Annotated in this window: 12 protein-coding genes; 8 read left to right on the forward strand and 4 right to left on the reverse strand. The window is 49.6% G+C overall.

The features are described from left to right. Window positions 1-336: 336 nt before the first annotated feature. The 8 genes from ACUZ8J_RS05460 to nagP all read left to right on the forward strand — a co-directional run bounded on the left by ACUZ8J_RS05460 (window position 337) and on the right by nagP (window position 11,861). Complete coding sequence (locus ACUZ8J_RS05460; protein WP_446693293.1) at window positions 337-1,323, forward strand: substrate-binding periplasmic protein; 987 nt, start codon at window positions 337-339, stop codon at window positions 1,321-1,323. Then, window positions 1,323-2,810 (forward strand): methyl-accepting chemotaxis protein, encoded by a 1,488-nt coding sequence (locus ACUZ8J_RS05465; RefSeq protein WP_446693294.1) that lies wholly within the window; start codon window positions 1,323-1,325, stop codon window positions 2,808-2,810. The genes ACUZ8J_RS05460 and ACUZ8J_RS05465 overlap by 1 nt, the downstream gene beginning before the upstream one ends. Before the next feature lie 28 nt (window positions 2,811-2,838). Continuing rightward, window positions 2,839-5,529 (forward strand): family 20 glycosylhydrolase, encoded by a 2,691-nt coding sequence (locus ACUZ8J_RS05470; RefSeq protein WP_446693295.1) that lies wholly within the window; start codon window positions 2,839-2,841, stop codon window positions 5,527-5,529. A gap of 223 nt (window positions 5,530-5,752) precedes the next feature. Beyond that, a complete protein-coding gene (gene nagK / locus ACUZ8J_RS05475; protein WP_169548102.1) occupies window positions 5,753-6,661 on the forward strand; it encodes an N-acetylglucosamine kinase in 909 nt (302 codons plus the stop codon). A 58-nt stretch (window positions 6,662-6,719) separates the two neighbouring features. After that, window positions 6,720-7,718: a glucosamine-6-phosphate deaminase NagB-II gene (gene nagB-II / locus ACUZ8J_RS05480; protein WP_446693296.1), complete on the forward strand. Its 999-nt coding sequence runs from the start codon at window positions 6,720-6,722 to the stop codon at window positions 7,716-7,718. Window positions 7,719-7,761: 43 nt separating this feature from the next. Next, window positions 7,762-8,898: an N-acetylglucosamine-6-phosphate deacetylase gene (gene nagA, locus ACUZ8J_RS05485; protein WP_446693297.1), complete on the forward strand. Its 1,137-nt coding sequence runs from the start codon at window positions 7,762-7,764 to the stop codon at window positions 8,896-8,898. 138 nt (window positions 8,899-9,036) lie between these two features. Beyond that, window positions 9,037-10,224, forward strand: a complete 1,188-nt coding sequence (gene nagX / locus ACUZ8J_RS05490; RefSeq protein ID WP_446693298.1) for a transmembrane glucosamine N-acetyltransferase NagX — start codon at window positions 9,037-9,039, stop codon at window positions 10,222-10,224. A 338-nt stretch (window positions 10,225-10,562) separates the two neighbouring features. Continuing rightward, window positions 10,563-11,861, forward strand: a complete 1,299-nt coding sequence (nagP, locus tag ACUZ8J_RS05495) for an N-acetylglucosamine MFS transporter NagP (protein WP_109285592.1) — start codon at window positions 10,563-10,565, stop codon at window positions 11,859-11,861. 64 nt (window positions 11,862-11,925) lie between these two features. Here nagP and ACUZ8J_RS05500 read toward each other — a convergent pair whose 3' ends face one another. The 4 genes from ACUZ8J_RS05500 to ACUZ8J_RS05515 all read right to left on the reverse strand — a co-directional run bounded on the left by ACUZ8J_RS05500 (window position 11,926) and on the right by ACUZ8J_RS05515 (window position 16,097). After that, entirely contained in the window at window positions 11,926-12,648 is a 723-nt protein-coding gene (locus tag ACUZ8J_RS05500) for a TorF family putative porin (RefSeq protein WP_126511732.1), read from the reverse strand. A 184-nt stretch (window positions 12,649-12,832) separates the two neighbouring features. Beyond that, window positions 12,833-13,198, reverse strand: a complete 366-nt coding sequence (locus ACUZ8J_RS05505) for a cupin domain-containing protein (protein WP_011623678.1) — start codon at window positions 13,196-13,198, stop codon at window positions 12,833-12,835. A gap of 16 nt (window positions 13,199-13,214) precedes the next feature. Further along, window positions 13,215-14,705, reverse strand: a complete 1,491-nt coding sequence (locus ACUZ8J_RS05510) for a CoA-acylating methylmalonate-semialdehyde dehydrogenase (protein WP_446693299.1) — start codon at window positions 14,703-14,705, stop codon at window positions 13,215-13,217. Between the two features lie 51 nt (window positions 14,706-14,756). Further along, entirely contained in the window at window positions 14,757-16,097 is a 1,341-nt protein-coding gene (locus tag ACUZ8J_RS05515) for an aminotransferase class III-fold pyridoxal phosphate-dependent enzyme (protein ID WP_446693300.1), read from the reverse strand. Between the last annotated feature and the right edge of the window lie 162 nt (window positions 16,098-16,259).

A 16,259-nucleotide genomic window follows, 5' to 3' on the forward strand; every position in this document is an offset into this window, starting at 1 on the left:
AAAAAAATGTAGAAAACCTGTTCTTTCTTGTGTAATTTAATCAATGACAACGCTGTCATCTGCTTGTGTGATTCGTTGTTTTGTAAGGTCTGCATGAAGAGGATGAGGTCTCCTTATTCATGTACTTGGCAGAAGTATTGCTGGTCGGGCGGCGATACGTTTGTCTTTAATATTTTGATAGTCTCTCCCCAGAAACTAGCGTTGGCTGGGTACTGTAAGCAGTGCCCAGCCATTTTTTTAGGTAGAGCGACCTTGCTTAGGATAAGCAGACAAGTTAGCGGCATTAAAAAATAAAACTCGCTGGATATTCCAGTCATAAAAAAGAGGCTGCGATTCATGGTTATTCATATTGCTACATTGCTTGGCAGTGTAGTAACTACTTTTGCTAAACGTTTGCTGATGCCCATCATTGGACTCTGGGCGAGCGCTATGGCTTGCGCTTTTAGTTTCACCGCGATAGCCGCCGTGGAGTCGGCGTCGTTTACGCTTACAAATGCCGCTACTGCAGGCAGTTCTACGGCAAATAATCTCGCTCCCATCAAGATAGTGACCACAATCCAACAGCAGTGGCAGTTTAATCTCCTCAAAGAGGCGCTGCGCCGCTCTGGTCAGTCCTATCAGGTCGAACAAATGTCGACGCAGATGAACCAAAAACGTAAGGTCGAAGAAGCGTTGGCTGGTACTGTCGATGTTTTTTGGAGCATGACTTCTAAAGAGCTTGAGGAAACCGTGCTCCCGGTTCGTATCCCTTTGTTTAAGGGATTACTCGGTAACCGCCTGTTAATTATCCGCAAAACGGATGAGGCTAGATTTGCCAATGTAAAAACGCTGGCGGATTTTAAGCGATTAAAAGCAGGGCAAAACCGCTATTGGCCCGATGCCAGCATCCTAGAAGCCAATGGTTTGCCTGTCGTGACTAGCTATCAATACACCAATCTGTATCCGATGTTAGAGGGGGGGCGATTCGATTACCTTGCCCTCGGCGCCCAGGAAATTGGCGATGAACTCGCAAGCCACCCCGATCCTGCGCTGAAAATCGATACTCACATCCTGCTGCAATATCGCTCGCCGGCATATTTTTTTGTCTCCCCCAAACGTCCCGAGTTAGCGGCGGCAATCTTAGCCGGGCTCGAAAATATGATAAGCGACGGCAGCTTTGATGAGATGTTTAATCGTGAGCTTAAGATAGACAAGCTCTACCGTGATGCGCAGTTTGAGCGGCGCGTGATTATCCGCTTAGATACGCCAGATTTACATCCCTTAACGCCGATTGAACGCCAAGAGCTGTGGTTAGATCTATTTAGTATGCAAGGTGCAACATAATGAAAAATTTAGCCTTAAAAGTACAAATTGGGCTAGCTGCGGCGATATTTACGATCGTGAGCGCCTTGTTTGGGGCGTCCTATTGGTTGGCGAGCGATAAGCTGATGAGCGGTGAAATGGCCTTTGAAGACAATACGGTCGCTAATCTGCAAGTCACTATGGCGCAACCTATTTTTACCTACGATTACGAACAGATCCGGGCTGTATTATCCGTCATGTTAAAGTCTGAACAAATTTATCAAATTACCGTTATGGATCATCGCGGTAAACTGCTTGCTGAGGATAAACAAGTCGAGGAAGTTGCCGTCAACTATCTACAAACAAGAGAGTTACAGTTCAGCGACCAAGGTAATCCTACCGGACGCTTAACCATTACTTTTTCCATTTTGCCCGTAAAAGCGCAGTTATCCGAGTTGTTGCTGAGCTACTTTATACAGGCTTTGTTGATTTTAGCGGGCAGCCTCTTCGTGATTTTCATTATTTTAAAGCGTTTAGTGATCACCCCATTAGATAAGGTTGTCACCGCGTTAGAAGAGATTGCTAATGGTGATGGCGATTTAAGTCATCGATTACCCGTTGAAACTGAAGATGAAATTGGCAAACTCGCCAATGCTTTCAACGGTTTTGTCGAACACATTCACGGCACGATTTCAAGGGTGCATGAAACCTCTGCTCTGCTATTGGGCGATGCTAAGGCGCTTGGAACCTTGTCGCAAAGCAACAACCAGCGTGTGCAAGCTCAGCTTAAAGAAACCGAAGCCGCGGTCACGGCCGTCAGTCAATTGAGTGCCAGTGCCAACGAAGTGGCCATCAATGCTAAACGTACCGCCGATGCGGCAACCCAAGCCGATAGAGCAGTTGACGATGGTCAGCGTCAGTTTGACTCGGGCTTAGCCATTACTCGCCAACTTGCGGCTGAGTTAGCACGTTCGGCTCAGTCGGTGTCGCAGTTGCAACAGGAAAACCAGCGTATTGATGAAGTTGTGGTGGTGATCAACAGCATTGCCGAACAGACTAATCTACTCGCCCTAAATGCCGCCATTGAAGCCGCCAGAGCGGGTGAGCAGGGGCGTGGTTTTGCCGTTGTTGCCGATGAAGTGCGCTCTTTAGCGAGCCGCACCCAACAGGCGACGGGAGAAATCCAAAAAATGATCCAACAGGTGCAGAGCCGAGTTGCCGAAACCGTGAATGTGATGCAATCGAGCCAGACTCTCTCCAATCAAGGGGTCAACCGTTCGGAAGAAATTAAGCTAGTGCTGTCTAAAGTGACTGATTTAGTTTCCAATATCAGTAATATGAATATCGAAGTTTCCCATGCGGCGCAGGAGCAAACCTGCGTCACCGAAGCGATTTCTCGTACATTAAATGATCTTGCCAATGTCTCAGGTTCAGCCTCCCTCGATAGTGAGCACTTAGCACAATCGAGTGAGCGACTGTTTCACCAAGGGGAAAGACTGCGGACGTTAGTAACTTCCTTCAGATTGTAGCCATTTCTGAAGCTAGAAAAGGAATATCATGAATAAAACGATTGCCGCCACCGCGATTTTATTGGCTCTGGGCTTAACGGCCTGTAGCGATGCGCCTAAAACCAATGCTGTGCCTAGCTCAAGTACTGCTGAGCAAGCTAAGCCTAACCAATTAACCCAAACGCAATTGCAGCAGTTTGGGGATACCTTGGGCGTGAGTTATCGCGTGCTGACTAACAGGCCCGACGATAGCTGTGACAAAGCCGCCGCCGAAGGTCGCTGTTTTGTTGCTGAAATCGATTTTGTCCCAGAGGTTGAGCTTAAGAGCCGTGATTGGGCGATTTATTTTAGCCAAATGCGCCCAGTTCAAGCCGTTGAAAGCAAAGAGTTTAGTATTACGCATATTAAGGGCGATCTCTATCGCATCGCGCCCACCGAGGCATTTAGCGGTTTTAGCAAGGGCGAGAAAAAGACCCTAAGGTTCCGCGGTGAGTTGTGGCAGCTCTCTGAAACCGATGCCATGCCAAACTATTACATTGTTGCAGGCGATTTATCGCCAGTGGTGATCGCCAGCACGCAAGTGCAGCAAGATCCTGAGACACAGATGGAAGTGCGCCCCTATGTTGAGGCGTACACCGATATGGTGAAGCAGTATCGCCGAACCGATGCGGACAAATTAGCGCCAGCCACACCTGCACAGTTATTTAGTAATAATCAACAGGTCAGTGAAGATGCCAGCTTAGCGGTCAATACCATTATTCCGACGCCACAAAAAGTCGCTATCCACAGCCAAGATAAAGCCGTGTCACTGACCTCTGGTATTAAACTGGATTTCGGCTCGGTCACTAACGCATCTGCGGCGCAACAACCTTTGGATCCTAAACACTTGGCGGCGGCACTTTCCCGCTTAGCGCGCTTAGGCGTTAACGAGTCAGAACAAGGTTTGGCGGTAAAGCTGAACTGGCGTCAAGGCGCTGAGGGCAGCTATTTGCTGGATATCAAAGCGGATGCGATTGAGATTGCCGCTGCCGATGCTGCCGGGTTTTCCTATGCGTTATCGTCACTGGCCAGTTTGATTGATGTGCAGGATCTGCGCGTCAATGCCATGACGATTGAGGATAGCCCAAGGTATCCCTTCCGTGGTATGCATATCGACGTGGCCCGTAACTTCCATAGCAAGGCGTTGATCTTTGACCTGCTGGATCAAATGGCGGCGTACAAGCTCAACAAATTGCACCTACATATGGCCGACGATGAAGGCTGGCGCCTAGAGATTGATGGCCTGCCGGAACTGACCGATATTGGCAGTAAGCGTTGCCACGATCTTGAGGAAAATACCTGTCTGTTACCGCAGCTTGGCAGCGGGCCTTTTGCGGATGTGCCTGTTAACGGTTTCTATAGCAAACAAGACTATATCGACATCGTTAAATATGCCGATGCGCGCCAAATTCAAGTGATCCCTTCGATGGACATGCCAGGCCATAGCCGCGCGGCGATAAAATCGATGGAGGCGCGTTACCGTAAGCTAGTGGCCGAAGGTAAAGCTGAGGAGGCGAAAACTTATCTGTTGTCGGATGCGGCGGACACCACAGTGTATTCTTCGGTGCAGTATTACAACGATAACACCTTGAACGTCTGCATGGAGTCGACCTATCAGTTTGTCGATAAAGTCATTGACGAAATTGCAAAATTACACCAAGCGGCGGGCCAGCCATTAACTCGATACCATATCGGTGCCGACGAAACGGCAGGGGCGTGGAAGCAATCACCAGCTTGTTTGGACTTTGTTGCCAATAACGATAAAGGTGTGAAATCCATCGACGATTTAGGGGCGTACTTTATCGAGCGCATTTCGAATCAACTCGCGAGTAAAGGCATCGAAGCGGCGGGTTGGAGCGATGGTATGAGCCATGTTCGCCCAAGCAATATGCCTGCGAAAGTCCAATCCAACATTTGGGATGTGATTGCCTATAAGGGTTACGAGCATGCCAATCAACAAGTCAACAACGGCTGGGATGTGGTGCTCTCAAATCCTGAGGTGCTGTACTTTGATTTCCCCTATGAAGCCGATCCTAAGGAGCATGGCTACTACTGGGCAAGCCGCGCAACCAACGCACACAAAGTGTTTAGCTTTATGCCGGACAACTTAGTGGCAAACGCGGAGCAGTGGACCGACATTCAAAATCTGCCTTTTGAGGCCGACGATAGGGCCAGAACCGATGAGAAGGGCAAACAATCCGGCCCAAGGGAACAAGGTAAAGCCTTTGCCGGATTACAGGGCCAGCTCTGGAGTGAAACCATCCGCAGCGATAACACTGTGGAATATATGATTTTCCCGCGTTTACTGATGCTGGCTGAGCGTGCTTGGCATCAAGCCGCGTGGGAAGTGCCATACCAATATCAAGGCGCTTTGTATAATCAAACAACGGGGCATTTCACCGCAGCGATGCGTGAGGCTCAGGCGCAATCTTGGCAGCAAATGGCTAACACCTTAGGGCATAAGGAGTTTATCAAACTCGATAAGGCGGGTATCGATTACCGAGTACCGACCGTCGGCGCCGAGATCAGTGACGGTAAACTGTTTGCCAACGTGGCTTATCCAGGACTTAAAATTGAATGGCGACAAGCGAGTGGGCAGTGGCAATCCTATCAAGCTGGACAGGCGGTAACGGGCCCTGTTGAGATCCGCGCCATTGCGGCCGATGGAAAACGTAAAGGTCGCAGCTTAGTCGTTAATTAATAAAAAGCTATATCTGGCTGTATTTTAAAATAAAAATACAGCCTTTTTCTTTTTCACTTTCAGTCAATTCTTTCGCCTGACATTTGATTAGAAATTGCTTCAAAAAGTAAATGACAACGCTGTCATTTTTGCTGTAACATTGAGTTAACTAAAGTTGAGTGTCGTATTAACGGCATAAGTATAAGCAACGGTAGCGCTGCATTAAGAGATGAAGAGGGGTGTCATGGGGTTAGTCCAGACAAAAGATCAACAACTGTTTATCGGTGTTGATGGGGGCGGCAGTAAGTGCCGAGCCACTATCTATACTGCGGACGGTACCGTTTTAGGGACAGGTGTTGCTGGGCGCGCTAATCCGCTGCATGGTCTTGCACAAACATTTGCATCTATTGAAGCATCGACTCGCCAAGCTCTGCTGGATGCGGGCATGAAGGAAACCGACAGCCATTTACTGGTTGCGGGCTTAGGGCTGGCAGGAGTCAATGTGCCGCGCCTGTATCAGGACGTGATCAGCTGGCAGCATCCGTTTGCTGCTATGTATGTCACAACCGATCTTCATACCGCTTGTATCGGTGCACACCGCGGCGCGGATGGTGCGGTGATCATTACGGGTACAGGTTCTTGCGGTTATGCCCATGTAGGTGATGACAGCTTAAGCATTGGCGGACACGGTTTTGCGCTGGGCGATAAGGGCAGTGGGGCTTGGTTAGGTTTAAAAGCCGCCGAGCATGTGTTACTCGCCCTCGATGGCTTTGCCGCGCCGACAGCTTTAACCAAGATGCTGTTAAACCATTTTGGGGTAAGTGATGCCTTGGGCATAGTCGAGCATCTCGCCGGTAAGTCTTCGAGTTGCTATGCCGAATTGGCCAGAAGCGTACTCGATTGCGCAAACGCGGGTGATGAAGTCGCTCGCGGGATTGTGCAGGAAGGCGCCGATTACATCAGTGAAATGGCCCGCAAGCTGTTTAGCCTCAATCCAGTGCGATTCTCAATGATCGGTGGTCTTGCCGAACCGCTACAGGCATGGCTTGGCAGCGATGTGGTGGCCAAGATTTCTGAAACCTTAGCGCCGCCAGAATTGGGTGCCATGTACTTCGCTCAGCAGCAATTTAACTCAGTCAACATTAATGAATAAGCCGTTTTAGCGCATCAGTGCTAAAGCAATACCCGTATTGATTTGTAAGGTAAATAACATGACAAACACTATTATGGAGCAAGAAGCTCGCACCGCGCCGCAGAAGATTGCGGGTCAGTTAGCCGCTAACGCCGATTTAATGCAGCAGTTAGGTGAAAAACTGCGTGCTTTCGATCCCCGTTTTGTGATGATTGTGGGCCGTGGTTCATCGGACCATGCAGGTGTATTTGCTAAATATCTTTTTGAAATCGAAGCGGGTGTCCCCACCTTTGCCGCCGCGCCATCTGTGGCCAGCGTTTACGGTAAAACCTTGAAGTTAGAAGGCGGATTAGTGATTGTGATTTCGCAATCTGGCCGCAGCCCTGATATTTTAGCCCAGGCGCGTATGGCGAAAAACGCAGGCGCGTTTTGTGTGGCGTTAGTGAACGATGAAACCGCGCCAATCAAGGATATCGTCGATGTGGTAGTGCCATTACGTGCTGGCGAAGAGAAAGCCGTTGCCGCAACAAAGAGCTACCTTGCAACTCTGTCGGCGATTCTACAATTAGCCGCGGCGTGGACGCAGAACGAATCCCTCGCCGCCGCAGTTAACTCGTTACCTCAAGCACTGCAAACTGCGGTCGATGCTGAGCCACAGTTGACTCCAGCATCGGTTGAAAACGTGAAAAACTTAGTCGTGTTAGGCCGTGGCTTAGGTTATGCAGTGTCTAAGGAAATCGCACTTAAGTTAAAAGAAGTGTGTTCTATCCACGCCGAAGCCTTTAGTAGTGCTGAGTTTCTCCATGGTCCTGTGACCTTAGTGGAGAAAAAACTCACGATTGTGGATGTCTGCATCGGCGATGAGTCGTACGCTAGCCATATCGAACAGATTGAAAATGTGAGCCAACGTGGCGCCGATTTAGTGCATTTAAATCAAACGTCGACGGATATTCACCCACGTGTTGCGCCGTTAGCCCTGCTACAACGTTTTTATATCGATGTGGCGGCAGTCGCGATTGCCCGTGGTATTGACCCAGACCAACCCGCTGGGCTGAAAAAAGTCACTCAAACGCTGTAATGGATGGCCGTTGTCGCCGCGTTAATTTGAAAAGAGGTTTGGGATGAAATTCACCTTAATTGCCGAGCAACTGTTTGATGGTGAAGCCTTCCATCGGGATGTGCCAGTCACCATTGAGGATGGGCTGATAGCCAGCTTAGACACCGCATCGGGTGCAAAGGAAATTCGCTACCCAGGCACCCTAGTGCCAGGTTTTATCGATGTGCAAGTTAACGGCGGTGGCGGCGCGTTATTTAATAGCAGCCCAACGGTCGCTTGCATTGAAACCATAGGTAAGGCGCATGCTCGCTTTGGTACCACAGGCTTTTTACCCACGCTTATCACCGATGATGTGCAGGTGATGGCCAAGGCTGCCGATGCGGTTGCCAGTGCGGTTGCGCAAAAGAGTGCAGGCGTATTAGGCGTACATTTTGAAGGCCCGCATCTTTCGGTACCTAAAAAAGGCGTTCATCCACAAGGTTTTATCCGTGAGATCACTGAGGCAGAACTGGCGATTTTTTGCCGTCAGGATTTAGGTATTCGAGTGGTGACCTTAGCACCTGAAAATGTCTCGCCCGAGGTGATCCGCCTGTTGGTGGAGTCGGGCGTTAAAGTGTGTTTAGGCCACTCCAATGCGGACTATGATACCGTTGTCGCAGCATTAGCGGCGGGGGCGACAGGCTTTACTCACCTCTACAATGCTATGTCACCCTTAGGTTCCCGAGAGCCTGGCGTGGTAGGCGCGGCGATTGAGAGCGAAACCGCTTGGTGTGGTTTGATTGTCGATGGCCACCATGTGCATCCAGCTGCCGCAAGGGTTGCCTTGCGCGCTAAACCCCGTGGCAAGGTGATGTTGGTGACCGATGCCATGCCGCCAGTCGGCATGGATGATGAAACCAGTTTTGAGCTGTTTGGTACTCAGGTGCTGCGTGTCGGCGATAGATTAAATGCAGTGACGGGTGAACTGGCAGGCTGTGTGTTAGACATGGCGACCGCGGTTGAGAACAGCGTGAAGATGCTCGGTTTACCGCTCGGAGAGGCCTTGAGAATGGCGTCTTTGTATCCTGCCGAGTTCCTTGGCATTGCCAAGAACGTAGGTCGGTTAGCGGTTGGGCAGCGTGCCGATTTAGTGCTACTGGATAATCAATATAAAGTGCTGGCCAACTATATTGCTGGAAATGCGGTTTATGTTCGCCCTTAGTGTGGGTTGAGTCAGTAAAGCGTTAACCTTGGCCCTTGTCTTATTTTGATGACAGGGGCTAAGTTTTTTTATTGTACAGTCTGCATTTTGCTCAAAAGTTATAAAATAAGTGAAATAACAATAATAAAGGATAATGGTATGAGTACGACTGCGCCGGAATCTGTCGCTAATACGGGCGTGAATGCTCAGAATGCTGCCGCGAAAAAGCGCCAGTCAAAACCGCGGTTGATGTCCCTCGATGCCTTGCGCGGCTTCGATATGTTTTGGATTTTAGGTGGCGAAGCCCTATTTGGCGCCTTGCTTATCTTGACGGGCTGGGCTGGCTGGCAATGGGGTGATACCCAAATGCACCATAGTGAGTGGAATGGGTTTCGCTTCTATGATTTGATTTTTCCGCTGTTTATTTTCCTCTCAGGTGTTGCCCTTGGATTATCGCCAAAACGCTTAGATAAACTGCCAATGCATGAGCGTATGCCTGTGTATCGCCACGGGATTAAACGTCTGTTTCTTTTGTTGTTGCTTGGCATTCTTTATAACCATGGTTGGGGGACGGGAGCGCCTGTCGATCCTGAAAAAGTCCGTTATGCCAGCGTCTTAGGTCGAATTGCCTTTGCGTGGTTTTTTGCTGCCTTGCTGGTCTGGCATACCAGTTTGAGGACCCAAGTGCTGGTGGCCTTGGGCATATTAGTGGCCTATGGCGCGGTGCAACTCTGGTTGCCGTTTCCTGGTGGACAGGCTGGAGTGTTATCACCCACTGAGTCAATCAATGCTTATGTGGATAGCCTTTTATTGCCAGGTGTGAGTTATCAAGGACGAACGCCCGATCCTGAAGGCGTGTTATCGACACTGCCCGCCGTAGTCAACGCCTTAGCGGGTGTGTTTGTCGGTCACTTTATTGTGAAATCCCATCCAAAAGGGGAGTGGGCTAAGGTTGGCTTATTGAGCGTTGCTGGTGGTGTTTGTTTGGCCCTAGGCTGGTTGCTGGATGGGGTTATTCCCGTCAATAAAGAGCTGTGGACAAGCTCATTTGTATTGGTCACTAGCGGTTGGAGCATGCTGCTGTTAGCGCTGTTTTATGCCCTAGTGGATGTGCTCAAATGGCAAAAGCTCGCCTTTATTTTTGTGGTGATAGGCACTAACGCCATCATTATTTATTTGGCCTCTAGTCTGGTGGATTGGAAATATATCGCCCAGAGTGTGTTCGGTGGCGTCATCGCGGCATTGCCAGAAAATGCTCAGCCCTTGGCGGCCGTGATTGCTTTGCTCACCGTTCAATGGTTAGTGCTGTATTGGATGTATCGTCGCAACATTTTTGTGCGGATCTAACGTCGATAGCAGATTTTTCTCAAAGCCACAGACTCACCTCTGTGGCTTTTTTATTTCTAGCAAACAAAGGGCGCATGGCATCTTTGGTTGTAAATCAGCGGTTAACTGAGAGTTTAGGGCTCATTCTGGGCAAACAAGGCCATTTTGCGGGCTAAATCGCAAATGACAGCGTTGTCTTTTTGCGTTGTTTGTTTTAACATCACTGAAACAATGGTGCGTTCGGATGATAACATTAGCCATTGCAGATGAGTTGCGATACGGATGTGCGGAATACTCAGCGGTTTTTAGTCCCGCCATCACCTTAAAAATTAATTACTATAAGAAGCAGGTTTATGGAAATGACACTCGATAAAAGCCAGCAGAAAAGCAGTTTTCTCCCCATGGCGATAGTGGCAGCACTCTTTTTCATCCTCGGATTCGCAACGTGGTTGAATGGATCTTTGATGCCCTATTTAAAACAAATTTTGCAACTCAATCCCTTCCAAGCCTCATTAATCCTGTTCTCTTTCTACATTGCAGTGACTTTTACCGCGCTGCCTTCGGCGTGGGTGATCCGTAAAGTGGGTTATAAAAATGGTATGGCACTGGGGATGGGCATCATGATGCTCGCCGGCTTACTGTTTATTCCTGCGGCTAAGACCCAAATATTCGGCCTGTTTTTATGTGCGCAATTAGTGATGGGCACAGGCCAAACCCTCTTACAGACGGCGGTCAATCCCTACGTGGTTCGCCTTGGACCGGAAGAGTCTGCTGCGGCCCGAGTGAGTGTGATGGGCATTTTGAATAAAGGTGCGGGGGTGATTGCCCCCTTAGTTTTCTCTGCATTGATTTTAGATAGCTTTAAAGACCGCATTGGCACTACGTTAACCCAAGTGCAAATTGATGAAATGGCAAACAGTTTGGTTTTCCCTTACCTCGGTATGGCAATTTTTATTGGGGTGTTGGCGCTTGCTGTTAAAAAATCTCCACTGCCAGAACTCTCTAATGAAGATGAAGTGGCCGAGCACACAGATAAAGGCCAAATCAAAGCGGCCTTATCCCATCCTAACCTCGCATTTGGGGTTATCGCGCTATTTGTGTACGTGGCGGTTGAGGTGATTGCTGGCGACACTATCGGTACTTTTGCCTTATCACTGGGCGTTGAACATTACGGTGTGATGACCTCATACACTATGGTGTGTATGGTTTTGGGTTATACCTTAGGGATTATCCTTATTCCTCGCTTTATCTCTCAGCCAACGGCACTGATGATTTCGGCGATTCTTGGTCTATTACTGACCCTAGCCATACTGTTTGGGGATAACCATTCCTACGCGATTGCCAATGCGCTGTTAGTGCCTTTCGGCGGTGTGGCCTTGCCTGATACCTTACTCTTCATTGCTTTCTTAGGATTAGCCAATGCGATTGTTTGGCCTGCGGTATGGCCTCTGGCGCTGTCGGGTTTAGGTAAGCTCACCAGCACTGGTTCGGCATTACTGATCATGGGGATTGCGGGTGGTGCTTTCGGTCCACTGTTTTGGGGACTCACGAGTTCGGCCACCGATATGGGGCAGCAGGGCGGTTATATGGTGATGTTACCTTGCTACCTGTTTATTCTCTTTTATGCCGTTAAAGGCCATAAGATGCGTCACTGGTAATCGGTTATCACGCGATATAAAAAAGCCCTCAACAGAGGGCTTTTTAGTATTTGCAGGGTGTGAATTAGAAGGCGTAACTGACGCTTGCTAATACGGTATCGTCGTTTTTCCACACACCGTCGGAGACTTTCTGATCGCCGCTCAAGTCGGTGCCAAGCCAAGCGAGTGACAGGCCAAATCCCATAAATTCGGTAGATACGCCAACGGAATAATCCGAGTAGCTATCAAAGCCTTCACCATCGTCTAAGGCATCGCCTACGTTGTAGCCGTAATGCAGATCGAGGTTCCAGTTTTCAACAAACTCATAGGAGTAATTGATTTCGCCGTAGTGATAATCTAAATCGCTGCCACCGTAATCATTGGTGTACCAATAGGCAACGCGAAAGCCGCTAAACTCGACGCCAGCTGTTACTTCGAAATAGCCGAGATCACTCTCGCCCGAATAGTTATAGCGGTTGAGGGTCACGTCGTAGCTGACGTTATCATTGATGTCACCGCCGTAGGCAACATAAAAGTCGTACTCGATATCTGGACCGTTATAACCTGGCTCGTCAAAGTCGACATTACTGGCCCAGGCGCCGACCGAAAATCCTGACTCAAAACTCCAATCGACACCACCTTGAACCGCAGGATCGCCCGCTGTTTGCGAGATGCCACGGAAGCGATAATCGTTGGTTACGCCAATTTCCCCCGACACTTCTGCGGCGGCAATGCCGGAGAATAAACTGGTCGTTAGCGCGAGCCCAACAACTTGTGCCAGCCGCTTTTTATTTAGGTTGTTATTCACGGTATTTCTCCCATTTTCTTGGTTGACACGGATGTACTAAGTTCTTTTAGCTTTTAAAACAGGCTAGTACATTCGTTGCTTTGCCAAACAACAACTCAGGAAACCCCGTAGCTGTGACCTCATGGCGAGTTAAGCTAAATCGCTTTAGCTTGGTTAAACGAGGTAAAAAGCACCCCTATGAAACTCACTTTTGTTCGAAGATGACATAAACCTTGCGACAAGGCTCAACGACTTGCCACACCCCTTGAAACCCCGCAGGAATAATAAATCGGTCGCCGACACTGAAGGTTTGTGACTGTCCCTCAAGATCTGTGATGACGCTGGTCCCTTCGAGGATCTCGCAATACTCGTATTCAGTGTAGTTGATTTTCCAAGCACCTGATTCGCTTTGCCAAATTCCACTATGGAATTGATTACAGGGGCTAGAGTAATGATTCTGTAATTGCTGGGTTGGGTTACCAGAGATGCGCTTTTCTGGGGCGACTTGATAACTTTCCACCGGCGACTGTGCGCTGGCAAAGCGAATGATCGAGGTTACGCTCATGGTCATATAGGCTCCACCGAGGTTATTTCATGGTGGGCATAACAAACTCGGCCTGAGTCTGTTTGCCTACGGGCCAGCGCGCCGTGATGGCTTTACGTTTGGTATAAAAACGTACCCCATCAGGACCATGCATATGCAGGGGACCAAAGAGTGAACGTTTCCAGCCTCCGAAGGAGTGAAAGGCCATAGGCACAGGGATGGGCACGTTAACCCCGACCATACCGACTTGCACATGGTGGCAAAAATGTCTGGCAGCTTCACCGCTTTGGGTAAAGATGGCGGTGCCATTGCCAAATTCATGTTGGTTGATAAGCGCCAGTGCGCTGGCATAGTCTTTAACTCGCACAATCGACAGCACTGGGCCGAAGATTTCTTCGCGGTAAATACGCATCTCTGGAGTGACGTTATCGAATAAACAGGCCCCTAAGAAGTAACCCTGCTGATGGTCGGCCACGCTTAACTGACGACCATCTACCACTAAGGTCGCGCCTTCTTGGACGCCAGCATCGACAAATTCCGTGACTTTGGCGAGGTGCTGGCGGGAGATCAAAGGTCCCATTTCCATTTCAGGGGTGAGGCCATTGCCCACTTTTAACTGTTGAATTTGCGGTAATAATTTATCGACTAGCTTGTCGCCCACATCCCCCACGGCCAATACCACCGAAATAGCCATGCAACGCTCGCCCGCACTGCCATAGGCGGCGCCCATGAGGGCACTAACCGCTTGATCTAAATCCGCATCCGGCATCAGTAGCATATGGTTTTTCGCGCCGCCGAGGGCCTGCACCCGTTTACCGTGTTTAGATGCGGTGCTGTAAATGTATTCGGCAATCGGGGTGGAGCCTACAAAGCTGACGGCTTGAATATCTTCATGGCTGAGCAGGGTATCGACGGCCTCTTTATCACCGTTGACTACGTTAAATACCCCTGCAGGGAGGCCTGCTTCGGTGAGTAATTCCGCAATACGCATTACCGCGCTTGGGTCTTTCTCCGAAGGTTTCATAATAAAGGTGTTACCGCAGGCAATCGCGATTGGGAACATCCACATGGGAACCATCACGGGGAAGTTAAAGGGCGCTATGCCTGCGACAACACCTAAAGCTTGATTGACTGACCAAGCGTCGACACCACCGCCGACCTGCTCCGTATGCTCCCCTTTGAGCAAGTGTGGGATACCACAGGCAAATTCGACGACTTCGAGGCCGCGGATGAGTTCTCCCCGCGCATCATCGAGCACTTTGCCGTGCTCTAAGGTAATCAGCCGCGCCAGCTCATCCATATGTTGCTCGACCAGCGCTTTAAACTTAAATAACACACGAGCACGATTGAGGGGCGTTACCTGTGACCAAGTGTCGAAGGCCGATTTGGCGATAGCAATGGCGGCGGAGACTTCGTCGCGACTCGCGAGGGAGACCTGACCTCGGCATTCTCCCGTAGCGGGTTCGAAAATCTCTTGGCTTCTTGTACTGGCGGCGGTGTGCGCGCCATTCACATAATGAGTCATTGTCAGCATAGGTAACCTTTCAATTGCCCCCAATTTGGGCGTTAGATAAAAAATTGTGCATCATCCTACGGCGCGAATTGCATCGCTTAGGCTGTTAACTATTTGGTCTATTTGGTGTTTTTCTACGATTAACGGTGGGGAGATGGCGATAATATCGCCCGTCGCCCGCACGAGCGTGCCTTGATGGAAACAATGCTCGAACACGCTGTAACCGCGTTTGCCTACGCCTTGGCTATTCGGCGCGAGTTGGAAGCCTGCGACCAATCCGGTGTTGCGAATATCAATCACATTCGGCAAACCTTTTAGACTGTGAACGGCATCCTCGAAATAACGCTCAAGTTCGAAGCTGCGTTCAAATAGCTGTTCGTTTTCATAGATGGACAGCGTAGCGAGCGCCGCGGCCGCCGCTACTGGATGCCCTGAGTAGGTATAACCGTGGAAAAACTCGATGAGTTCGGTGGGGCCTTGCATACAGGTATCGTGAATAAAATCCTGCACAAACACGGCGCCCATTGGAATTGCACCATTATTGATGGCTTTGGCCGTGGTGATTATGTCGGGGATAACGCCCCAACGCTGGCTGGCAAAGGCGGCACCAACGCGGCCAAAGGCGGTGATCACCTCGTCAAAAATCAACAGGATGCCGTGTTTTTGGGTGATTTCCCGTAGGCGCTTTAAGTAACCCTGTGGCGGTAAAATCACCCCCGCCGAACCCGACATAGGTTCAACGATAACGGCGGCAATATTCTCAGCGCCGTGGAGTGTGACGAGTTGTTCTAGGACTTCGGCTTTTTCGGCACCTAGGCTAGGTAAGCCACGGCTAAAGGCTGAATTTTGAATATCTAAGGTGTGGGGCAGGTGATCCACACCTTGCAGCAGTTGGCCACTGAAGGCTTTACGGTTATTGCTCAAGCCCCCTACTGAAATGCCACCAAATCCTACGCCATGATAGCCCAGCTCACGGCCAATAAAACGAGTGCGCGACGCTTGACCATTGGCTCTGTGGTAACAGAGTGCCATTTTAAGCGCGGTATCGACGGACTCTGAGCCCGAGTTGGTAAAGAAGACCTTATTGAGTCCTTCAGGGCTGAGTTCAGTTAACCGTTCGGCGAGTTCGAAGGCGAGGGGATGACCCATTTGGAAGGAAGGAGCGTAATCCATCTCGCGAATTTGCTTGCTAATGGCTTCGCTGATCTCACGGCGGCCATGGCCGGCGTTACAACACCACAAGCCAGCCGTTGAGTCTAATACCTTGTTGCCATTGATATCCGTGTAGTACATGCCTTCTGCTTGGGCGAGCAGGCGAGGGCTGGCTTTAAACTGGCGGTTGGCGGTAAAGGGCATCCAATAATGTTCGAGAGAAGGATGCTCATGCGTTGTGTTGTAGGGTGAATCGGCCATAGTGTTTACCTTGTCCTTTTCCTTGTTAAATGAGGTCAGGTCTGCGTTAAGGGTGGCTAATATTTGCTATGCTATGTTAGAAATAATGAACATGGAAGAGGTGTGTGCAGTTATTTGTGGCAAAAATGCTATTTTTGTAAAAAATATTGAATATTAATGATT

The organism is Shewanella sp. Koi 1 (assembly GCF_052907445.1).